Source organism: Pseudomonas sp. RW407, from assembly GCF_003176655.1.
GTDB lineage: Bacteria > Pseudomonadota > Gammaproteobacteria > Pseudomonadales > Pseudomonadaceae > Pseudomonas > Pseudomonas delhiensis.
Window position 1 is genome coordinate 418349 of the sequence record NZ_QGSL01000088.1, and the last position, 21910, is coordinate 440258.

The window sequence follows — 21910 nt, forward strand, 5'->3', positions numbered from 1 at the left end:
GACGGGCAAGTGCCTGAACTACGTTGCGGAACGGGCGCCGTTGCCGGCGCCTGTCCGAAACCCTGGTGTTGCTGCCCCGTGCCTTAGTTACGGCTCGGGAAGATCCCTTCCAGGGCGATGATGAAGTTGATGCCCTGGAAGGGATTGCGGATAGCCACCGGCATGTTGTTGCCGACCGAAGCGGTCTGGCCGGTGACGTTGGCGTTGAAGGGCGCCAGCGTGGTGCTGCCCGGCGCCTGGGCATACACCTTCACTTCGGCGCCAGCGGTGTTGTCGACGGTGGTGGCCAGGACGCTGGTGTTCGAGGGCGACATGCTGGTGCCCTCGGTCGTGGCTACGGGTATCGAAACCGAGGCCGTGCCCGTGACCGTATGGACGTGAGCCGGCAGGTTGTTGATGGTGAGGGTGATGGCCTCGCCGCCGCCGACCTGCCCCAGGTCCACAGGGCTCAGTCCAGGCTGCTGCCCGAAGCCGACCGGGCTGCGGCCACGCAGATCCGGCAGGGCGAAAGTCTGCACGCCGTTCCCGCCGTAGGTGACGCCGAGGATGGAAAACAACGCAGCGTTCTGCGCAATGCTCATAGTCTGCCCGTAACAAAGGGCATAGCCCCTGGGCGCGAAATTGCCGCCGAACATCTTGATCTCACCGAGGAACGGATCACTCATTGCCTGCCTCTCCCTTGCCTGTCGCTATTGGGGCGGGCACTGCGCCCGCCGGAACCGGTAGCCCCGTCATGCGGGGTTCTCCATGTGGAACACCGCCTGCAACACCTGGCGCCCGTGCTCGTCTGGCTGGCCGGGGCTCATCAGCAGCAGCCAGCCTTCGTCGCCCGGCGGCGACACGCGGAACACCGCCTGTTCGGCGCGCAGGCCGGATGGCAACGCGAAGTGCGCGGAGAAACACTGGTATCCGGGGCTCATCGCAATGCCGTCGATGACCTCCAGCAGTTCCACGTCTATCGTCTGCGCGGCATCGATCCACAGTTGAAAGGTCTTCCCCGTGGCCTGCTGCAGCGCTTCGCGGGTGGGCATCGGATACATGCGTGATTCCTGGCCTTCAGTGGCTGGTCGGACGGCTGCCGGAAGCCGGCCTCCGCATCTTCAGGTAGACCCCGTTCTCGCCCTCGACGACGAACCCGTGGCGCAGGTAGAGGCGTTGCGCCGGGTTGTAGTTCTCCACGTACAGGCCGACGCTGAGGCCTTGCGCGTCGGCCTGCCCCAGCCACTCGCGCAGCAGCGCGCCGCCGATGCCGCGGCCACAGGCCTCGGGCAGCAGGGCGAGATCGATGATCTGCAGGTGCTCGGGTCCCCAGAACAGGTAGGCGCGGCCGACCGACTGGCCACCGGCCTCGATCACGCAATAGTCCGCATCGGGGAAATGCGCCCGGTAGTAGCTGTGCTGGGCGTCGAACTGCTGGGAAAGGAAGGCGTCGATGGCTGCCGGGGCCCAATCGACCTGGGCCATCTCTTGCGCGCGGGTGGTCGCGTATAGCGTACGCAAGAACGCCTGATCGGCGTCCACGCGGGGGCGGAGCTGCAACTCGAAAGTTGGCATGGCGTCGTGCATCCTTGCGACGGCCCCTCTTCGGGAGCCACATTCGTTATCGTTTTTATGTTGAACCGAACGGCGGAAGCCTATCCGATGCTGAAGGCGTATCGCCAGTATTTACTGAAAGAAACGTAAACTTTTTCTCAATCACTCGTATGAATTCAACAGGCGCAGAGCCTCCAGCCTGTCATAAGGCTCCTGGGCCCAGCGCCGTACTGCCTCGCAGACCGCTTCTGTCGCGGACTCGCGCTTGTGCAGGCTGTCCGCGCTGAAGGCCTGCGACGGCTGCTTGGCGTCGACCGCGGCGATCTCCTGCAGCCGTGCCAGGTCGGCCTCGCGTACCCCGAACAATGTGGCCAGTCGGCCCCAGAGCGCGCCAGGCAGCTCGGTGTAGTTCAGCGCGATGCCGCCCTCCTCCCGGCACAAGCGCAAACCCCGCTCGAGGATCTGGCCGACCATCCGGCAGCTGTATTCCAGCACCGGCATGCCCTGCCCGCCCGGCAGCGCCTCATCCAGCCCCGATGGCCCCAGCAGCCCCGGCACCCGCTGCATGCCCGGCTGGCGCAACTGCGAGACGACGATCTCCAGCGGGTCGCGGTAGAGGAAGAGGCGCGGCGTGTCCGGGTACAGCTCGCACAGCAGCGAGGCCTCGAAGACGTTCCAGGCGTCGAGCTTCACCAGCAGCCGTCCCTCCCCGCCCAGGCGGCGTTGGCCATAGGCGGAAAACAGCGCGCGCACCCAACCCGCCTGCCGCCCGGCCACGCCGGGGTCGCGGTAGTGCGCGCGCAGCACCGCGTCCAACGGTGGCGGCTCGGAAAGCACTGTATGGCGTGGCAGCCCGGCGAGCATCTGCGCCAGCAGCGTCGAGCCGCAGCGCGAGGCGTGGAAGATCAGTACGCCGGGCGCAAGTCCCGGGCTGGCCCGCTGCCAGTCGAGCAAGGCATCGACAGCGGTTTCGCGGCGAAACGCCTGGTTGAACGGCAGGCGCAGGGCCTGGTCGACGTCGTCGCGGAAGAATGGCCGGGTCGGCGCGCGGTCACCGAACCAGCACCAGTCCACCCGCCACTCGCCATCCCGCGGCCAGACGCGGATGGGTAGCCAGCCATGCAGGGCTTCGCCGGTCATCGCAGCGTCCATTGTTCACTCCAGGCCTGGCGCCCCTGGCGCATCGCCGCGCGCACTTCCGCCTCGGCGAAACGCAGGCCCGCGGCTTCACCCTGGCGGATGGTTTCGTGGATGAAAGCCTGGGCATCGGCGCATTCGCGCAGGCGCCTCGCCAGGGCCGCATCCTGCTCCACCCGTTGGCGGAACTCGAGGAACGCCCGCACCGCCCGGCCCGGCAGCAGGTCCGGCGTGTCCTCCAGCCCCTGCTCGATGAGCGCCAGCAACCAGGGCTCGGGCGCGCAATCCAGCACCAGGTGGATGCGTGCCTGCGCACTGGGGTTGTCAACCCGGTGGGGGCGCGACAGGTCGAGAAACCAGCATTCCCCCGGGCGCATCGGCACCTGCAGGCCATCGAGCAGGAACTCCACCTCCTCCGCGCTGCGCAAGGGTACGTGCAGGCGCAGATCGCCGCCCGGCATCCCCAGGTCGGGGTCGCAATGCTCGTGGATCCGCGCCCCGGGCCCGAGGCGCAGCAGGCGGGCGCTGCGCACGCTGGTGCCGAACGTGCCCAGCAGGTCGTGCCAGGCTGTCTCCTGCTGCCACCAGTCGCCGGCGCGGGGGGTACCGCGGCCGGGGGCCAGCGGCAAGGGCGCATCGACCGCCGAGATCAGCGCCACGCCGCTCCAGTCGCCCTCGTAGTAGCCCGTGTTGAAATGATGCTGCCAGCTCTCGGGCTCTACCCGGTCCAGCGCCGCCAGCAGCGGCGGCAGGTCGATGGCGGTGGGTAGGCGCGAGCAACTCGGTCGGGGTTTGTCTGGCATGGACGGTTTCCTTGTCCCTCAACAGGCGGCGACGGCGCCGCGTCAGAATCCACTCTCGCGCACGCCCAGCGCGGCCAGGCGCCGCCAGGCGTAACCGAGCACCGACTGGCCGCGCCCATCCAGCACCACGACACCGCGCAGGGGTTGCGCGAGCGCCTGCGGCGCATCCAGCAGGCTCAGGCGCACGCCGTACTGGGCCTGCACCGGCTCGGCGCGCTGCTGGGCATCGCGGCGCACGGCGATCGGGCCCTGGTGGTCGGAACTCAGGGCCTCCAGCTCGAGGAAGGCCACACCGTTGGCGTCGACGCTGTCGAGCCGCACCGCCAGGGCCGGGCGCGCCGGGTCGTCGGCGATGAAACGCCCGTCGGCCCCCGCCGCCACGCGCCACAGATCATCCTCGGCCAGGTAGCCGCGCAGGCGCAGGCCGGGCTCGACCACCCGCACCAGGGTATCGGCAGGCTTGAGCCAGCGCCCCACCTCCAGGTCCGGCAGCAGGTCGCGCACCACCCCGGCCTGCGGCGCGCGCAGTTGCAGGCGCTCGCGCTGGGCGGCGAAGCCGCGGTACTCGGCCACGGCCTCGGCCAGCTGCTGTTCGAGAATGCCGGCGTCAGCCACCGTTTCGCTGCGGCCGGCCTGGCGGCGCAGCTGCAGTTGCAGGATGTCGATCTTGTGCCGGGCGATGGCCTGGCGCGAATCCAGGTCGGGGGACTCCAGCTCCAGCAGCAGGTCGCCCTGCGCCACCGCCTGGCCATCCTTCACGTACCACTGCTTCAGGCGCGCCGCCACCGGCGCATGCAAGGCGCTGGTCCGCACAGCCTCCAGCAGCGCCGGCACCTCGACCGAGCTGCGCCACGGCAACACCAGCAACGCGAGGACGGCCAGCAGGCCGGCACCGCCGAGCAGGACCTTGCCCGGCGCGGCCTGGTCGCGGCGTTGCCACCACTCGTGCAGTTCCTTCCAGATCGGCAGGCCGAGGAACCAGACCAGCTCCACCAGCATGAGGAAGATGCCCAGCACCTTGAAGAACAAGTGGTACACCGCCAGGGCGATGCCGAAAAACAGCGCCGCGCGCCACAGCCAGGAGCCGTAGCCCCAGACCAGCAGGCGCCGCGCCATCGATGGCGACCAGGGCTCCGGGGCCGGCTCGCCGTAGCCGAACAGCGCCTCGCGCAGGCGCCAGCGGCATAGCGCGAAGGCCCGCGCCTGGAGGTTCTCCACGCCCCACAGGTCGCTGAGCAGGAAATAGCCGTCGAAGCGCATGAAGGGGTTGAGGTTGATCGCCAGGGTGGTGATCCAGGTGGCGCTGGCCAGCATGAAGGCGGACGTCCGCATCGGCCCGTCCGGCAGCAGCGACCAGGCGAGCAGCGCCAGCACCGCCAGCAGCAGCTCGGCGAGCACGCCGCCGGCGCCGATCAGCAGGCGCGAGCGGCGGTCGTTGACGCGCCAGGCGTCGCTGACGTCGGTGTAGAACATCGGCAGCAGCACCATGAACGCCACGCCCATGCTCTGCACCCGACAGCCGGCGCGCTTGGCCATGAACGCGTGGCCGAACTCGTGGCAGAGCTTGGCGAAGGTCAGGGCCACGCCGAAGGCCAGCGCGCCACCGAAGCTGAACAGGTGCGGGAAGGTGGCGATGAAGCGCTCCCAGTCGCGCGCCGCCAGGAACACGCCCAGCCCCAGCACCAGCGGCAGTCCCCAGCGCAGCAGCCAGCCGCCATGGCGCGCCAGCAGCGGCCAGGTACGGTTGAGGAAGACATCCGGGCGCCACAGCGGCACCCGGAAGAACAGGTACTGGTGCAGCACGCGACGCCACAGGCTCTGGCGCATGGCGCCCGCTTTGACGCCATAGCTGGCCCGCTGCTCGGCGTCGACGGCGGCGATCAGGTCGTGGCCGCGGAGGAAACGCAACAGTTCCTCCAGTTCGCCCTCGCCCAGCGGCCCGCCGGCTTCGCCATTGGCAGCCGCCAGCACCCGCTGCGGGTCGCCCAGCGACCAGTGCCGGAGCAGGCGGACGGCAGCGGCGCCGAGCTTGAAGTAGCGCCCGCGCAGCGGGTCGGCCAGGGTCCACTGGGGCGAACCGTCGAAGCCCGCCGCGGCCGGCGACAGGCTCAGGTCGGGGCGCAATGCCGGCAGCATCAGAAGCCGAGCCTCTGGCGCAACGCCGCCAGGGGCCGGCGCAACAGGTAGTAGGCCAGCGGCGCGCGCTCGCCCGACAGCTTGGCCGTGCCGCGCAGGCCGATACGCGGCGGCGGGTCGATGAAGGCGGCGTCCAGGCGATAGGCCAGTTGCCCGGCAGCCGTGGCCTGGGCCTCGTAGGCGGAGCGTTCGAGACGGGCGGCCTGGCGGTTCAGCGGATCGCTGTCGAGGAACAGGGCGACCTCCGCCCCCGGCGCCAGGGCAATGGCATCGCCCACCGGCAGTTCGATGCGCAGCTCGGCCTGGCCCGGGTCGGCGATCTGCATCAGCCGCTCGCCGGTCTGCACCGGCCTGCCGGTCCAACGCTCGGCATCGGCGAACACCGCTATGCCGGCGCGCTCGGCACGCACTTCGCTACGGGCCAGCAACTGGCGGGCGTAGTCCAGCTCGGCGCGCTTCTGCTCCACGCGGGCGGCCAGCAGGTCGATCCGCGCGCTGGATTCGGCATCGGTAAACGCCCGCTGGGTGCTGGACTTCAGCTCGGCCTCGGCAACCCCCAGGGCGCGCTCGGCGACGTCGGCCTGGGCCTTCAGGCTGGTGGCCTCGAAGCGCACCAGCGGATCGCCGGCGGCCACCGGCTGGTTGGGCTTGACCAGGAATTCGGCGATCACCCCGTCCAGCGGCGCGGCAACCACCCGTCCACCCAGGGGGACGACTTCCGCGGGCGCCAGCACCGACTGGCGCACCGGCAGCAGGAGCAGCAGGCACAACGCGCCGGCAATCGCCAGCAGCTTCTTCTTCGGCCAGCGCAGGCGCCAGGGTTTGCGGGGCTGCAAGGCCAGCCAGGCATGGGCATAGGCGCCACCAAGCTGGTTCAGCAGCGCCTGCTCGGCTTCGATGAAGGGGCGCTCGCGGGCCAACCAGAGCCCGCCGAACACCTCGCCACGACGGTCGAGCAACGGCAGCCAGTAGGCCTGGGCCACCGACAGGACCTGCCAGTCGGCCCGGCAATCGCTGTCCAGCCCCTCGCTATAGACGACGCCGGCAACACCCAGCAGCGCCTTTGCCTGCAATTGCCCGACGGCGCGCTCGACGAAAGCCACGAATGGCGCATTGGGCTCCACCACGCTCACACCGGTGAGCGCGCGGACCTTGCCGGCGATCAGCAGGGCCGCATGGTGGTAACCGAACAGCGCCTGGCCATCGTTGACCATGGCGAAGGCCAGCTGCTCGGTGCTGGCGGCCTCGCGCGCCTGGCGTTCGAGGCCGAGGAACTGGGCGAAGACCCGCTCGGCGCCGCCGACCTGGGCGTTCATGGGTTCTCCGCGAATTGCGCGGTGCCGCTCATGCCCGCCACCAGGCCGTCGCCGGCCGGGGCGCTGGCGATCAGCAGCAGGGTCTGGCTGGCTTCGTCGATGCGCGCGCCCAGGCGTTTTATCTCCACCTGCAACGGCTGGCCGGTCTCGTCCGGGGTGAAGCTGAAATGCTGGCCGGGCTTGAGTCTGGCCAGCCAGCGCGAGGGCACCAGCAGGCGGATCTCCAGGCTGCGGTTGTCGACGATCTCCAGCAGCGGCGTGCCGCTGGCCACGCTCTCGAACGGCTGCGCCTTGCGCTGCACCACCTGTCCATCGTATGGGGCCTGCACGCTGCAGCGGCGCACCTGCACCTGGTAGACCTGGGCCTGGGCCTGGGCTTCGGCCTGCTTGGCCTCGGCCAGGGCTACCTCATAGCGGCCGACGGAGTTCAGCGAGGCCAGTTGGCGGTTGTGCGAGAGCTCCTCGCCGGCGGCCCGCACCGCGGCCTGCGCGGCATTGAGCTGGGCCTGGTAGGCGGAGCAGTCGAAACGCACCAGCACGTCGCCCTTGTGGAAGGCCTGGCCTTCGGCGAAGGGCATCTCGAGGATGCGCCCGGCCAGTTCGCTGGACAGCATCGCCTGCTCGCGGGCATGCAGCACGCCGCGGACTTCGCGCTTGGCGCTCACCGCGTCGTCCGCGACCTGCAGCGGCAATAGTGGATCAGCCGGCGTCTCCGCCGCGTGTACCTGCCCTGCCAGTCCTACCGCGATCGCCATCGCATACCACATGCGCCTCTGCATTCCTTGCCCTCCACGACAGGATGCGCGGAGTCTAAGGGAGTGGCGCGCTGTAGGAAATGGCCTTCTGCCATTCCGCCGACAGACTTCTCCTACAGTGACTCAATCGCCGTAAGGCGGGTACTGCTCGCCCGGGGCGCGCTTGTGGCGCTGCGGGCTGGGGCCCTCGCGGGGTGGGTGTGGCGGCTGCGGCGGGTCGATCTGCGGGTCGGCCAGGTCCGGCGAGTCGGGGTCGAAGCCCAGGCTCCTGACGATTTCCGCGTCCTGTTCGGCGTCCCGCGGGTAGCCCGGCAGGCCACGGGCGGCATTGTCGCCGTCGCGTTGCGACCAGGGGTTGCCCAGCCATTTGTGCAGAGTCGGGTTCATGGTGACCTCCGGTCGATGCGGGGATGGCCATTGGAGGGCCGCCGGCCGCCCCGGGTTCGTTCTGTTCGTCGGGTGGTCGTTCAGCGCCCGGCCGGCTGCGGCAGGCGGATGTGCCGCGCCAGTTCCTCGAACAGCGTGACCACGGTGCGCAGGGCCCGGCAGTCCGGCCGCGTCAGCAGCCACAGCGCGGTGCCGCAGCCCGGCAGGTCGTGCTGCAGCACGCGCAGGCCATCGCCTTCGCGCAGCAGGTAGTCCGGCAACGCCGCCAGGCCCAGGCCGGCGCTGCACAGCTCCAGTACCGAAAGGATGCTGCCGCAGCGGTAGGCCGGAGTGAGCGCCGGGTACAGCTGGCGGCGCCAGGCGACGCTGGGGTGGTCGGGCATGAACTCGTCCGGGGCGATCCAGCTCAGCTCGCTCCAGTCGCGCCCGGCCTGGGTGGCCAGGTAGTCCTCGTGGGCGCACAGGGCGTAGCGCACCTCGCCCAGGCAGCGGCCCACCAGGTAGTCCGGCGGCGCGGTGGTCAGGCGCAGGGCGACGTCGGCGTCGCGCCGGCTGAGGTTGGCGAAGGCGTTGGAGGTGGACAGCTCCAGGTGCAGGCCGGGGTAGCCGCCCATGAAACGGCCCAGGGCCGGCAGCAGCAGGCCGTGCAGCACGGCGTCGGTACAGGTCAGGCGCACCGTGCCGCTGAGCACCTCGCGGCCCTGCTCCAGGCCCACCCGCGCCGCCTCCAGGGCCTGCTCGGCCAGTTCCGCCTGGCGCGCCAGCTGCTGCGCGGTGGCGCCGGGCAGGTAGCCGGCGCGGCCCTTCTCGAACAGCGCCATGCCCAGGGCCTTCTCCAGCCGGCGCACGGCGCGGAACACCGTGGACACGTCCACCGCCAGCAACTCCGCGGCCCGCGCCAGGGTGCCGCCGCGCACCAGGGCCAGTACCAAGGAAAGGTCGGCGTATTCCAGTCGATATTGCATGAGCGCACTCTTGAATTGCGCAACCGCCCATTTCGATTGCATCGGCGCAACTATAAATTGCCCAGCGAAGCCCGCCAACGGGCGCCAGCGCAGGGGGAAGGAGCGATGCGGAAGATGCGGAAACTACTGCGGATCGGCCTGATCGGCGACCGCGACAGCCGGGTCACCGCGCACTGGGCCATTCCCCTGGCGCTGCAGCAGTCGCTGCTGCCCCACACCGGCACCCTGCGCCTGGAGTGGCTGGACACCGCGCGCCTGGCCAACGGTCTGGCGCTGGACGCCTATTCCGGCTTCTGGTGCACCCCCGGCAGCCCCTACCGCAGCACCGAGGGCGCGCTGCGCGCCATCGCCCACGCGCGCACCCGCGGCGTGCCCTACCTGGGTACCTGCGCCGGCTTCCAGCACGCCTTGCTGGAGCGCGCCCGCAACGTCCTGGGCTGGGACGACGCCGCCCACGGCGAGGTCGAACCCCGCGCGGCACGGCCGGTGATCCACGCCCTGCCCTGCTCGTTGATCGAGGTGCGCGAGGACATCCGCCTGCAACCGGGTTCGCGCCTGGCCAGCGTCTACGGCAAGCCGAGCATCCGCGAAGGCTACCGCTGCAGCTACGGCGTCAACCCGGAGTACCAGCAAGCGCTGTTCGGCGACGCCCTGCACGCCACCGCCCACGGCGAGGACTGCAGCATCCGCGCCCTGGAGGCCAGCGACCATCCGTTCTTCGTCGCCACCCTGTTCCAACCCGAGCGCAAGGCCCTGGCCGGCGTCAGCGTGCCGCTGGCAGAGGCCTTCCTGCGCGCCGCCAACCAGTACGCGAGGAACGCGGCATGAGCGCCACGACGCCCGAGCCGCCCTACTATGCGGTGATCTTCACCTCCCTGCGCACGCCGCTGGAGGCCGGTTATGGCGAGGCGGCCGAACGCATGGTCGAGCTGGCCGCCGCGCAGCCGGGCTTCCTCGGCGTGGAGTCGGCGCGCGGGGCGGATGGGCTGGGTATTACCGTGTCCTACTGGAGGGACGAGGACAGCATTCGCCTGTGGCGCGAGCATGCCGAGCACCGGCTGGCGCGGGACGCTGGGCGGCGGGATTGGTACGAGCGCTTCGCCGTGCGGGTGGCGAAGGTCGAGCGGGCGTATGGGTTCGAGCGTAAGGGTTGAAAGGGGGTTCGTAAGGCGGAGCACCGTTCGCGGTTATCCCAGAACATCGGCGCCGGGCGTTGTTCCGCACCCTCTCCCCAGCCCTCTCCCGCAAGCGGGAGAGGGAGCCGTTCGGAGTTGTCGGGAAGTCCGGCGTCATCCTGCAAGCCCGATCGCGGACGGAGTCCGCTCCTACGGGCGTGCCTGACTGTACCGCCGTTAACCGGGACGTCGGCGCCGGGCGTAATTCCGCAACCCTCTCCCCAGCCCTCTCCCGCAAGCGGGAGAGGGAGCCGTTCGGCGTTGTCGGGAAGTCCGGTGTCATCCTGCAGGCCCGATCGCGGACGGAGTCCTCCTACGGGCGTGCATGACCGTACCGCCGTTAGCCGGGACGTCGGCGCTGGGCGGGGTTCCGATCCCTCTCCCCAGCCCTCTCCCGCAAGCGGGAGAGGGAGCCGTCCGGCGTTGTCGGGAAGTCCGGCGTCATCCTGCAGGCCTGATCGCGGGCGGAGTCCGCTCCTACGCACGTGCCTGAGCGTACCGCCGTTAGCCGGGACGTCGGCGCCGGGCGGGGTTCCGCGCCCTCTCCCCAGCCCTCTCCCGCAAGCGGGAGAGGGGGCCGTCCGGCGTTGTCGGGAAGTCCGGCGTCATCCTGCAGGCCCGATCGCGGGCGGAGTCCGCTCCTATGGGCGTGCCTGACCGTAGGGCGCATAACCGTTCGCGGTTATCCGCCGTTGGCTGGCACATCGACGCCAGGACGACGGCGGATAACGCTTGGGGCGTTATGCGCCCTACAGCCACCAGCGCAGCAGGAAGAACACGCCCATGCTCAGCAGCACGCTGAGCAGCGTGTTGCGCGTCCACAGCACCAGCCCCACCGCCACCAGCGAGCCCAGCAGGTAGGGGTTGTCCGGGCGCAGGTTCAACTGGTGTTCGGGCAGGAACACGATGGGCCCGCAGATGGCCGTGAGCATGCCCGGCACGGCGAAGCCTAGGAACTGCCGGATGTTGCTGCCCAGGCGGATCGGCAGGCGCGGTTCGAGGAACACGTAGCGGTTGAAGAAGACGATCAGCCCCATGCCGACGATCACGGCCCAGACCATCATGCCGACCTCCCGCTGAACCTGTTGCAGAAAAAGCCCGCGGTCATGCCCGCCAGGCCCGAGAGCACCAGGGCCGAGCCCAGTTGCCAGTAGCTGAACAGCACCGAGCAGAACAGCGACACCGCCACGCAGACCACCGTCGGCACGCTGCGCACCACCGGCGCGATCAGCGCCACGAAAGTGGCGGCCACGGAGAAGTCCAGGCCCAGGTGCTCCAGGCCCGGGATGCTGCTGCCCAGCAGCACGCCGGCCAGGGTGAAGAGGTTCCAGGCCACGTAGAAAGTCAGGCCCACGCCCAGGGCGTACCAGCGGTTGAAGGTCTCGCGGTCGTGCTGGCTGGTCAGGGCGAAGAACTCGTCGGTGAGCAGGAAGCCCAGGCCCAGGCGCCAGCGCCCGGGCAGGTCGGCGATCACCGGGCGCATGCTCATGCCGTAGAGCAGGTGCTGCGAGGTCAGCAGCAGCGTGGTGATCATGATCGAGAAGAACCCGGCGCCGCCCTTGAGCATGCCGATGGCCACCAGTTGCGCGGCGCCGGCGAAGACGATGGCCGACAGGCCCTGGCCGTGCAGCGGCGAAAGCCCGGCCTCGATGGCCAGGGAGCCGGCCAGCAGGCCCCAGGGCAGCACCGCGATGGACAGCGGCATGATGGCGATGGCGCCCTTGAGGAAGGCGCGGGAGGGAAGCAGTTGTTGTGACATGGATGATGCTTTCGAGGCAGTGAGGCCACCAGCTTGGCAGAAACCCCCAGCGCCCGCCTTGAACGTTCTTGCGCAGTTGCAGGCTGCGCACCCGGCACCGATTGGTATTTTCCGCCTGGTACAGGCGAATTTTCCGACTGACCGCTCACGCACCGAATGCCTAGGATGACGCCCTGTTCCTAATGCTTCCCTGCGGTACCTGTCGTGCGTAGTTTCCTGCTGTTGCTGATTTGCCTGTCACCCCTGTTCGCTTCGGCCGACCTGCTGGATGCGCCCGCCTGGCGCAGCTACCAGTCGCAGGAAGGCAGCCTGGCGCAATTCTTCCGCCCCGGCGCACAGCCCGGCCTGAAGCCCGGGGTGCCGGACGGCGACATGCACCGCCTGCTGCAGAGCGCGCGGCAACTGGTGGGCACGCCGTACCGCTGGGGCGGCACCTCGGCGAAGACCGGCTTCGATTGCAGCGGCCTGCTGGTCTACCTGTTCCGCAAGGAAATCGGCCTGGAACTGCCGCGCACCACTCGCTCGATGATCCACCAGAAGCACCGCCAGGTGCCGCGCCATGCGCTCAAGCCGGGGGATGCGGTGTTCTTCAGCCACAATGGCGGCGCGCGGGTCAGCCACGTCGGGCTGTACCTGGGCGATGACCGCTTCATCCACGCGCCGCGCAGCGGCAAGACGGTGCGCATCGACTCGCTGAGCAACAGCTACTGGGACCGCAATTTCACCACGGCGCGGCGGTTCAGGCATTGAAGGCCCATCCACGCCACTCCCTCATGTTCGCGGTTATTCGCCGATACACCGGGGTCATGGCCAATGCCCAGATCAACCCCGGAGCCGCCGGGAACCAAGGTCAAACGGCGGATAACGCCGTAGGCGTTATGCGCCCTACGCCAGACCCGACCTTGACGTAGGGCGTATAACCGTTCGCGGTTATACGCCGATACACCGAGGCCACAGCCAACGCCCAGGTCAACCCCGGAGCCGCCGGGAACCGAGGCCAAACGGCGGATAACGCCGTAGGCGTTGAGAGGGGCGGGGTCAATCGGCCTTGGCCGCCCTCTCGCCCTCGGTGGCGATCTGGCCGGCGTCCCAGCCGCCGCCCATGGCGGCGATCAGCTGCACGCTGGCCACCAGGCGGTTGCCGTACAGGCTCAGCACGTTGCGTTCGTTGGACAGCGCGGTGGTCTGGGTGGTGACCACGCTGTTGTAGTCCACGGTGCCGGCCTTGTACTGGTTGCTGGTCAGGCGCAGGGCTTCGCGGGCGGCGTCCAGGGCTTCGTTCTGCGCCCCGCTCTCTTCTTCCAGCACCTTGAGCTGGACCATGTAGTCCTCCACCTCGCGCATGCCGTCGAGCACGGTCTGGCGGTAGCTGGCCACGGTCTGGTCGTAGCTGGCCTCGGCCTGTTCCACCTGGGAAGAGATCAGGCCGCCGTCGAACAGCGTCATGGCGAACTGCGGGCCGATGGACCAGTAGCGGTTGGGCGTCTCGATCCAGTCGTGGAAGCTGCCGCTGCGGTAGCCGCCGGCGGCGCTCAGGGTCAGGTCGGGGTACCAGGCGGCCTTGGCCACGCCGATCTTGGCGTTGGCCGAGATCACCTGGCGCTCGGCGGAGGCGATGTCCGGGCGCCGCTCCAGCAATTGCGAAGGCACCAGCGCCGGGATAGACGGCAGCTTCGGCACCTGGCCGGTGGCGGCCAGGCTGAAGTTGGCCGGGGCCTGGCCCACCAGCACGGCGATGGCGTGTTCCAGCTGCGCGCGCTGGTACTTGAGGTCGATGGCCTGGGCCTCGGTGCTCTTGAGCTGGGTGCGCGCCTGGGCCACGTCGGCCTTGGTGACGATGCCGGCGTTGTACTGGTTGGTGGTCAGCTTGAGCGCGCGCTCGTAGGCTTCGACGGTGTCGTTGAGCAGCTTGATCTGCTGGTCCATCACCCGCAGCTGCAGGTAGTTCTGCGCCAGCTGCGACTGCAGCGACAGGCGCGAGGCGGCCAGGTCCGCGGCGCTGGCGTCGCGGCTGGCGGTGTCGGCTTCCAGCTGGCGGCGCAGCTTGCCCCACAGGTCCAGTTCCCAGCTCACGCCCAGGCTCGCGCTGTAGCTGTTGCTGATGCCGCCGCTGCCACCGCTGCTGACCGTGGAGCCGTCGGGCAGGCGCACGCTGCCGCTGCCGCTGCCACCCTGGCCGGAGCGGGTCTTGCCGACGTCGGCGCTGATGGTCGGGAAGAAGGAGGCGCGCGAGCCCTTCACCAAGGCCGCGGCCTGGCGGTAGGAGGCCTCGGACTGCGCCAGGGTCTGGTTGGCCTTGAGCAGGCGCTGCTGCAGGTCGTCCAGAACCGGGTCGGCGTACAGCGTCCACCACTGGCCGTGGCCGCCCGGGTCGGCCGGCTGCGCCAGGCGCCAGCCCTCGCCTTCCTTGAAGGCGGCCGGCACGCCCAGCTCGGGGCGCTTGTAGTCGGGGCCGACCGCGCAGCCGGCGAGCGCCGCGCACAGCGCCAGGGCGAGCAGGCTGCGGGATGGGTTCGGGCGGTTCATAGCGGAGTCTCCAGGGCGCCGTCGGTGCGCACGCCGCGCTTCTTGTTGACCCAGAGGCGCAGGCGGTCGAGATAGAGGTAGACCACGGGGGTGGTGTAGAGGGTGAGCAGCTGGCTGCCGATCAGGCCGCCGACGATGGTCATGCCCAGCGGGCGGCGCAGCGCGGCGTCGCCGCCGATGCCGAAGATCAGCGGCAACGCGCCGAGGATGGCCGCCAGGGTGGTCATCATGATCGGCCGGAAGCGCTTCATGCAGGCTTCCAGGATGGCCTCGCGCGGCGACAGGCCGAGGGTGCGCTCGGCGTCCAGGGCGAAGTCGATCATCATGATGGCGTTCTTCTTGACGATGCCGATCAGCAGGATCACCCCGATCAGCGCGATCAGCGACAGCTCGGTGCGGAACAGCATCAGCGTCAGCAGCGCGCCCACCCCCGCCGAGGGCAGCGTGGAAAGGATGGTCAGCGGGTGCACGTAGCTTTCGTAGAGGATGCCCAGGACGATGTAGACCGCCACCAGCGCCAGCAGGATCAGCCAGGGCATGTCGTTCTGGGTGTCCTGCACGGCGCCGGCGTTGCCTTCGAAGCTGGCCTGGATCTCCAGCGGCAGGTGCAGCGGCTCCAGCGCCGCCATCACGGCGTCGCGGGCCGGGCCGATGAGCGCGCCGGGGGCCAGGTTGAAGGAGAAGGTGGTGGCGGCGAACTGCCCCTGGTGGTTGACCGACAGCGGCGCGCGGCTGGGCTCCACGTGAGTGAAGGCCGACAGCGGCACCTGCTGGCCGTCCGCGCCGATGACGTAGACCTGGCGCAGCTCTTCCGGGCTCTGCTGGAACGGCTGGTCCACTTCCATCACCACGTGGTACTGGTTCAGCGGGTTGAAGATGGTCGACACCTGACGCTGGCCGTAGGCGTTGTTCAGCACCGCGTCCACCGCCGCCACGTCGACGCCGAGGCTGGCGGCGCGGTCGCGGTCGATCACCAGGCGGCTCTGCACGCCCTTGTCCTGGGCGTCGCTGTTGACGTCCACCAGTTGCGGGACCTTGTTCAGCACCGCCTCGACCTTGGGCGCCCAGTCGCGCAGCAGGGTGAGGTCGTCGCTGCGCAGGGTGAACTCGTACTGCGCGTTGCTCTGCCGGCCGCCGATGCGCACGTCCTGGCCGGCCGTGAGGTAGAGGTTGGCGCCGGGGATTTCCGCCAGCTTCTTGCGCAGCCGCGCGACTATGGCCTCGGCGGAGTCGCGCTGGGTGATGGGTTTCAGGGTGACGAAGAAGGAGCCGGTGTTGCTCGACTGCCAGCGGCCGCCGCCGACGAAGCCGACCACGTTCTCCACCCCCGGGTCCTGGGCGAGGATGTTGCGGAACTCCGCCATCTTGCGGTCCAGGGCCTGGAAGGAAATGCTCTGGTCGGCCACCGCGAAGCCGCGCAGGCGCCCGGAGTCCTGCTGCGGCAGGAAGCCCTTGGGCACGATGGCGAACAGGTAGAGATTCAGCGCGATGCAGCCGAACATGATCACCACCATCAGCCGCGAGTGCTCCAGCGCCCAGCTCAGGCTTGCGCGGTAGCGCAGCATGAAGGCGACGAAGTAGCGGTTGCTCTGCCGCGCCACCGAGGCCTTCTGCGGCCGCTCGGCACGGCGCAGCAGGCGCGCGCAGAGCATGGGCGTGAGGGTCAGGGAGACCACCAGCGAGACCAGGATGGCCGCCGCCAGGGTCACCGAGAACTCGCGGAACAGCCGCCCGGTGATGCCGCCCATGAGCAGCAGCGGGATGAACACCGCCACCAGCGAGAGGGTCATCGACAGCACCGTGAAGCTCACCTCGCGGGCGCCGCGGATGGCCGCCCGGACCGGGTGGTCGCCCTCCTCGATGCGCCGGGCGATGTTCTCTACGACGACTATGGCGTCGTCCACCACGAAGCCGGTGGCGATGATCAGCGCCATCAGCGACAGGTTGTTCAGCGAGAAGCCGCACAGGTACATGACGGCGAAGGTGCCCACCAGCGACACCGGCACCGCCAGGCTGGGGATCAGCGTGGCGCGGCCGTTGCGCAGGAACAGGTAGACCACCAGGATCACCAGCAGCACCGAGATCACCAGAGTCAGCTCGGCCTCCTCCAGCGAGGAGCGGATCGACGGGCTGCGGTCGTCCATGACGCTGAGCTTGACCTGCGGGCCGAGCACGTCCTGGATGATCGGCAGCTGCGCGTGGATGGCGTCGGTGGCCTCGATGATGTTGGCGCCGGGCTGGCGGGTGACGATCAGCAGCACCGCCGGCAGGTTGTCGGAGAAGCCGGCGTTGCGCACGTCCTCCACCGAGTCGCTGACCTTGGCCACGTCGCGCAGGCGCACCGCGGCATTGGTCTCGGCGTTGTAGTGGATGATCAGCGGCGCGTACTCGCTGGCCTTGCGCAACTGGTCGTTGGCGTCCACCTGCCAGTGCCGCTCGCCGAACTCCAGGGCGCCCTTGGGCCCGGTGGCGTTGGTGTTGTCGATGGCGGTGCGCACCGTGTCCAGGGAAATGCCGTAGTGGCTGAGCTGGTCCGGGTTGACGTCCACCCGCACCGCCGGCAGCGAGGAGCCGCCGATGCTCACCTGGCCCACGCCCTTCACCTGGGCCAGCTTGGGCGAGACGATGGTCGAGGCCAGGTCGTACATCTGCCCGCGGGTGTAGGTGTCCGAGGTCAGGGTGAGAATCATGATCGGCTGGTCCGACGGGTTCGCCTTGCGGTACGTCGGGTTGTTCGGCATGCCGGTGGGCAGCAGGCTCATGGCCGCGTTGATCGCCGACTGCACCTCGCGGGCGGCGCCGTCGATGTCTTTCGACAGGTCGAACTGGATGATGACGGTGGTGTTGCCCAGGGAGCTGGTGGAGGTCATGTCGGTGACCCCGGCGATGCGCCCCAGCGAGCGCTCCAGCGGCGTGGCCACGGTGGAGGCCATGGTCTCCGGGCTGGCCCCGGGCAGCGCCGCCTGCACCACGATGGTCGGGAAGTCGACGTTGGGCAGCGGCGCCACCGGCAGCAGGCCGAAGGACAGCGCCCCGGCCAGCACCATTGCCAGGGTCAGCAGCAGGGTCGCCACCGGCCGCAGGATGAACGGGCGGGAGATGTTCATCAGCCCTGCTCCAGGCCTTCGTCGGGGCTGTTCACGTCCAGCCCGTGGCGCTTGCGCCAGTTGGCCCAGCGCAGCGCCAGGCGGTCGAAGTAGAGGTAGATGACCGGGGTGGTGAACAGCGTCAGCAGCTGGCTCAGCAGCAGGCCGCCGACCATGGTGATGCCCAGCGGCTGGCGCAGCTCGGCGCCGGCGCCGCCGGCGAGCATCAGCGGCAGCGCGCCCAGCAGCGCGGCCATGGTGGTCATCAGGATCGGCCGGAAGCGCAGCAGGCAGGCCTGGTAGATGGCCTCATGGGACGGCTTGCCCTCGTTGCGTTCGGCGTCCAGGGCGAAGTCGATCATCATGATCGCGTTCTTCTTGACGATGCCGATCAGCAGGATGATGCCGATGATCGCCACGATGCCTATGTCCTGCCCGGCCAGCATCAGCGCCAGCAGCGCGCCCACGCCGGCCGAGGGCAGCGTGGAGAGGATGGTCACCGGGTGGATGAAGCTCTCGTAGAGGATGCCCAGCACGATGTACATGGTGACGATGGAGGCCAGCACCAGCAGCAGGGTGTTGGACAGCGACGCCTCGAAGGCCTCGGCGGCGCCGCGGAAGCTGCCTTCCAGGCTGGCCGGCATCTGCATCTGCGCCTCTACGTCGCGGATGGCCTGCACCGCCTCGCCCAGGGCTACGCCCTTGGCCAGGTTGAAGGAGATGGTCGCCGCCGGGAACTGGGCGATGTGGTTGACCGCCAGCAGGGTGTGGCGCTCCTCCACCTTCGCCAGGCTCGACAGGCGCACCTGGGTGCCGTCGCTGGCCGGCACGTAGAGGTTTTCCAGGGACTGCGGGCCGAGCTGGAAGTCCGGCGCAACCTCCAGCACCACGCGGTACTGGGTGGCCTGGGTGAAGATGGTGGAGATCAGCCGCTGGCCGAAGGCGCTGTAGAGCACGCTGTCGATGCTCGACAGGCTCACGCCCAGGCGCGAGGCGGTGTCGCGGTCGATGTCGATGTAGGCCTGCAGGCCCTTGTCTTGCCAGTCGCTGGCCACGTCGGCCAGCTGCGGCAGCTGCTGCAACTGGTCGACCAGCTTCGGCACCCACTCGGCGAGCACGTCCGGGTCGGCGTCCTGCAGGGTGAACTGGTACTGGGTGCGGGCGATGCGGTCCTCGATGGTGAGGTCCTGCACCGGCTGCAGGTACAGCTTGATGCCGGCGACCTTGTCCAGCTCCGGCTGCAGGCGGCGGATCACCTCGCTGGCGGTGAGGTCGCGCTCGCTGTGGGGCTTGAGGTTGATCAGCATGCGCCCGGTGTTGAGGGTGGCGTTGCTGCCGTCGACGCCGATGAAGGACGACAGGCTTTCCACGTCCGGGTCGGCCAGGACCACCTTGGCCAGTTCCTGCTGGCGGCTCGCCATGGCCTGGAAGGAGATCGACTGCGGCGCCTCGGCGATGCCCTGGATCACCCCGGTGTCCTGCACCGGGAAGAAGCCCTTGGGCATGAAGACGTAGAGCGCGGCGGTCAGCAGCAGGGTGCCGATGGCCACCAGCAGGGTCAGCCCCTGGTGGCGCAGCACCACGCGCAGGGCGGCGGCGTAGCGCTCGATCATGTTCTCGATGAAGCGCCCGGCGGCGCGGGCGAAGCGGCCCTCCTGCTCCGGCTCGACGTGCTTGAGCAGCTTGGCGGCGAGCATGGGCGTGAGGGTCAGGGAGACGAAGCCGGAAATCAGGATGGCCACCGCCAGGGTCACGGCGAACTCGCGGAACAGCCGCCCGGCCACGTCGCCCATGAACAGCAGCGGGATGAGCACGGCGATCAGCGAGAAGGTCAGCGAGATGATGGTGAAGCCGATCTGCTTCGAGCCCTTGAGCGCCGCTTCCAGTGGCGGGTCGCCCTGCTCCAGGTAGCGGGCGATGTTCTCCACCATGACGATGGCGTCGTCCACCACGAAGCCGGTGGCGATGGTCAGCGCCATCAGCGTCAGGTTGTTGATGGAGAAGCCGGCCAGGTACATGACGCCGAAGGTGCCGATCAGCGACAGCGGCACGGCGAAGCTGGGGATCAGGGTGGCCGAGAGGTTGCGCAGGAACAGGAAGGTGACCATCACCACCAGGCACACGGCGAGGAACAGCTCGAACTGCACGTCGGCCACCGAGGCGCGGATGGTGGTGGTGCGGTCGGTCAGCACCGTGACTTCCAGGCTGCCGGGCAGGGTCGCCTGCAGCTGCGGCAGCATCTTCTTGATGCTGTCCACCACCTCGATGACGTTGGCACCCGGCTGGCGCTGGATGTTCAGCACCACCGCCGGGGTGTGGTTGGCCCAGGCGGCCAGGCGCACGTTCTCGGCGTCGTCCTCGACGCTGGCGACGTCGCGGACCCGCAGCGGCGAGCCGTTCTTGTAGGCGACGATCAGGTCGCGGTAGGCGTCGGCGGACTTGAGCTGGTCGTTGGCGTCCAGGGTCGAGGAACGCGTCGGGCCGTCGAAGCTGCCCTTGGGCCCGTTCAGGTTGTTGTTGCTGACGGTGCTCTGCAGGTCTTCCAGGCTCAGCCCGGCGGCCGCCAGGGCCGCGGGGTTGGCGCGGATGCGCACGGCCGGGCGCTGGCCGCCGCTGATGCTGACCAGGCCGACGCCGGAAATCTGCGAGATCTTCTGCGCCAGACGGGTGTCCACCAGGTCCTGGATCTTCGGCAGCGGCATGTCCGGGGACATCACCGCCAGGGTCAGGATGGGCGCGTCGGCCGGGTTCACCTTGCTGTACACCGGCTGGTTGGGCAGGTCCTTGGGCAGCAGGCTCTGCGCCGTGTTGATCGCCGCCTGCACTTCCTGCTCGGCCACATCCAGGTCGACCTGCAGGCTGAACTGCAGGGTGATCACCGAGGCGCCGCCGGAGCTGGTGGAGGACATCTCGTTGAGCCCCGGGATCTGCCCCAGCTGGTTCTCCAGCGGCGCGGTGACCGAGGAGGTCATGATGTCCGGGCTGGCGCCGGGGTACAGGGTGACCACCTGGATGGTCGGGTAGTCCACCTCCGGCAGCGCCGAGATCGGCAGGAAGCGGTAGGCGATGATGCCCGACAGCAGGATCGCCACCATCAGCAGCGTGGTGGCGACCGGCCTCAGGATGAACAGGCGCGACGGGTTCATTCGCTCTTACCGTCGTCCTGGGCCGGGGAGCCCGAGCCGAACGGCTTCGGCGAGGCCGCCTCGCCCTCCTCGGTGGCGGCGGCACGGGCCTGCTCGTCGCTGGCGACTATGTGCAGGCGGGTGCCGTCGCGCAGGCGGTCGGTGCCTTCGACCACCACGCGCTGGCCTTCCTTCAGGCCCTCGGTGACCACCACCTGCTCGTTCTCGCTGGTGCCCAGGGTGACCAGCTGGCGCTTGGCCTTGCCGTCGGCATCGGCGATGTACACGTAGGTGCCGTCGTTGCCGCGCTGCACCGCGTTGGCCGGGATGCTCAGCACGCCGTGGAGGGTCTCGGCGAGCAGGCGCACGTTGACGAACTGGTTGGGGAACAGCCTCTGGTCGGCGTTCTCGAAGGCGGCCTTGAGCTTGACCGTGCCGGTGGTGGTGTCGATCTGGTTGTCGAGGGTCTTGAGCACGCCGCTGGCGAGGGTCTGGTTCTGGTTGCGGTCCAGCGCCTCCACCGGCACCGGCTGGCTGCCGGACAGCTGGCGGGCGACGGTGCCCAGCTGCTGCTGCGGCAGACTGAACACCACGGAGATCGGCCTGACCTGGGTGATGACCACCAGCGGCGTGGTGTCGCCGCTGGTGACCAGGTTGCCGACGTCCACCTGGCGCAGGCCGACACGGCCGGAGATGGGTGCGCGCACCTGGGTGAACTCGAGGTTGAGCTTGGCGTCGTCGACCTGGCCCTGGTTGGTGCGCAGGGTGCCCTCGTACTGGCGCACCAGGGCTTCCTGGGTGTCGAGGGTCTGCTTGGCGATGGAGTCCTCGGCGTACAGGCCCTTGTAGCGCGCCAGGTCGATCTGGGCGTTCTTCAACTGCGCCTGGTTCTGCTGCAGGGTGCCCACCGCCTGGTCCAGGGCCGCCTGGAAGGGCCGCGGGTCGATCACCGCGAGGACGTCGCCGGCCTTCACCTGCTGGCCTTCCTGGAACGGCACCTTGACCAGCTGGCCGCTGACCCGCGCCCGCACGTTCACCGTATTGTAGGCGGTGACGGTGCCCAGCGCGTGGTAATGCACCGGCAGGTCGCCCTTGGTCACCGGCGCCACGCTGACGGTGATGGCCGTGCCGCCACCCGGGCCGCCGGGCCCGCGCCCGGCCATGGCCGCCCCGCGCCCACCGCGCCCGCCCCCGGCCTGGGGCTCCG

At 69.4% G+C, this 21910-nt stretch carries 19 protein-coding genes; 3 read left to right on the plus strand and 16 right to left on the minus strand.

The features are described 5' to 3' along the window. Positions 1–83: 83 nt before the first annotated feature. From DK254_RS08525 to DK254_RS08570, 10 genes are all read right to left on the minus strand, one after another. Complete coding sequence (locus tag DK254_RS08525; RefSeq protein WP_109933431.1) at positions 84–665, minus strand: phage tail protein; 582 nt, start codon at positions 663–665, stop codon at positions 84–86. Positions 666–731: 66 nt separating this feature from the next. Beyond that, positions 732–1040, minus strand: coding sequence for a hypothetical protein (locus DK254_RS08530; protein ID WP_109933432.1), 309 nt, complete (start codon positions 1038–1040; stop codon positions 732–734). Positions 1041–1056: 16 nt separating this feature from the next. Next, the gene (locus DK254_RS08535) at positions 1057–1464 is read right to left on the minus strand and encodes a GNAT family N-acetyltransferase (RefSeq protein WP_256595834.1); all 408 of its coding nucleotides are present in this window, start codon (positions 1462–1464) and stop codon (positions 1057–1059) included. A 231-nt stretch (positions 1465–1695) separates the two neighbouring features. Next, positions 1696–2685, minus strand: coding sequence for a sulfotransferase family protein (locus DK254_RS08540; protein WP_109933433.1), 990 nt, complete (start codon positions 2683–2685; stop codon positions 1696–1698). After that, complete coding sequence (locus tag DK254_RS08545; protein WP_109933434.1) at positions 2670–3473, minus strand: aspartyl/asparaginyl beta-hydroxylase domain-containing protein; 804 nt, start codon at positions 3471–3473, stop codon at positions 2670–2672. Before DK254_RS08545 ends, DK254_RS08540 begins: the two co-directional genes overlap by 16 nt. A 42-nt stretch (positions 3474–3515) precedes the next feature. Further along, positions 3516–5612 (minus strand): efflux RND transporter periplasmic adaptor subunit, encoded by a 2097-nt coding sequence (locus DK254_RS08550; protein ID WP_218281418.1) that lies wholly within the window; start codon positions 5610–5612, stop codon positions 3516–3518. Further along, on the minus strand, positions 5609–6925 hold the full coding sequence (locus DK254_RS08555) for an efflux RND transporter periplasmic adaptor subunit (RefSeq protein WP_109933436.1): 1317 nt from the start codon (positions 6923–6925) through the stop codon (positions 5609–5611). Before DK254_RS08555 ends, DK254_RS08550 begins: the two co-directional genes overlap by 4 nt. Next, positions 6922–7704: an efflux RND transporter periplasmic adaptor subunit gene (locus DK254_RS08560; protein ID WP_177412037.1), complete on the minus strand. Its 783-nt coding sequence runs from the start codon at positions 7702–7704 to the stop codon at positions 6922–6924. Before DK254_RS08560 ends, DK254_RS08555 begins: the two co-directional genes overlap by 4 nt. Before the next feature lie 99 nt (positions 7705–7803). Further along, complete coding sequence (locus DK254_RS08565) at positions 7804–8067, minus strand: DUF6021 family protein (protein ID WP_109933438.1); 264 nt, start codon at positions 8065–8067, stop codon at positions 7804–7806. A gap of 80 nt (positions 8068–8147) precedes the next feature. After that, positions 8148–9032 (minus strand): LysR family transcriptional regulator, encoded by an 885-nt coding sequence (locus DK254_RS08570; RefSeq protein WP_109933439.1) that lies wholly within the window; start codon positions 9030–9032, stop codon positions 8148–8150. A gap of 105 nt (positions 9033–9137) precedes the next feature. On the opposite strand from DK254_RS08570, the gene DK254_RS08575 reads away from it, so the two are divergent. Further along, entirely contained in the window at positions 9138–9860 is a 723-nt protein-coding gene (locus tag DK254_RS08575) for a hypothetical protein (protein ID WP_109933440.1), read from the plus strand. Beyond that, on the plus strand, positions 9857–10186 hold the full coding sequence (locus DK254_RS08580; protein ID WP_109933441.1) for an antibiotic biosynthesis monooxygenase: 330 nt from the start codon (positions 9857–9859) through the stop codon (positions 10184–10186). Before DK254_RS08575 ends, DK254_RS08580 begins: the two co-directional genes overlap by 4 nt. Positions 10187–10956: 770 nt before the next feature. On the opposite strand, the gene DK254_RS08585 is transcribed toward DK254_RS08580, so the two are convergent. Next, on the minus strand, positions 10957–11271 hold the full coding sequence (locus DK254_RS08585; protein ID WP_109933442.1) for an AzlD domain-containing protein: 315 nt from the start codon (positions 11269–11271) through the stop codon (positions 10957–10959). After that, positions 11268–11966: an AzlC family ABC transporter permease gene (locus DK254_RS08590; RefSeq protein WP_109933443.1), complete on the minus strand. Its 699-nt coding sequence runs from the start codon at positions 11964–11966 to the stop codon at positions 11268–11270. Before DK254_RS08590 ends, DK254_RS08585 begins: the two co-directional genes overlap by 4 nt. A gap of 204 nt (positions 11967–12170) precedes the next feature. Here DK254_RS08590 and DK254_RS08595 point away from each other — a divergent pair, with 204 nt between their 5' ends. Then, entirely contained in the window at positions 12171–12716 is a 546-nt protein-coding gene (locus DK254_RS08595) for a C40 family peptidase (RefSeq protein WP_256595835.1), read from the plus strand. A gap of 288 nt (positions 12717–13004) precedes the next feature. Here DK254_RS08595 and DK254_RS08600 read toward each other — a convergent pair whose 3' ends face one another. From DK254_RS08600 to DK254_RS08615, 4 genes are all read right to left on the minus strand, one after another. Beyond that, positions 13005–14492 (minus strand): efflux transporter outer membrane subunit, encoded by a 1488-nt coding sequence (locus DK254_RS08600; protein ID WP_109933444.1) that lies wholly within the window; start codon positions 14490–14492, stop codon positions 13005–13007. Continuing rightward, positions 14489–17599, minus strand: a complete 3111-nt coding sequence (locus DK254_RS08605; protein WP_109933445.1) for a multidrug efflux RND transporter permease subunit — start codon at positions 17597–17599, stop codon at positions 14489–14491. The genes DK254_RS08600 and DK254_RS08605 overlap by 4 nt, the downstream gene beginning before the upstream one ends. Then, positions 17599–20724, minus strand: coding sequence for an MdtB/MuxB family multidrug efflux RND transporter permease subunit (locus DK254_RS08610; protein WP_109933446.1), 3126 nt, complete (start codon positions 20722–20724; stop codon positions 17599–17601). The genes DK254_RS08605 and DK254_RS08610 overlap by 1 nt, the downstream gene beginning before the upstream one ends. After that, a partial coding sequence (locus DK254_RS08615) for an MdtA/MuxA family multidrug efflux RND transporter periplasmic adaptor subunit (protein WP_218281409.1) occupies positions 20721–21910 on the minus strand: 1190 nt, incomplete at its 5' end. The genes DK254_RS08610 and DK254_RS08615, both read right to left, overlap by 4 nt.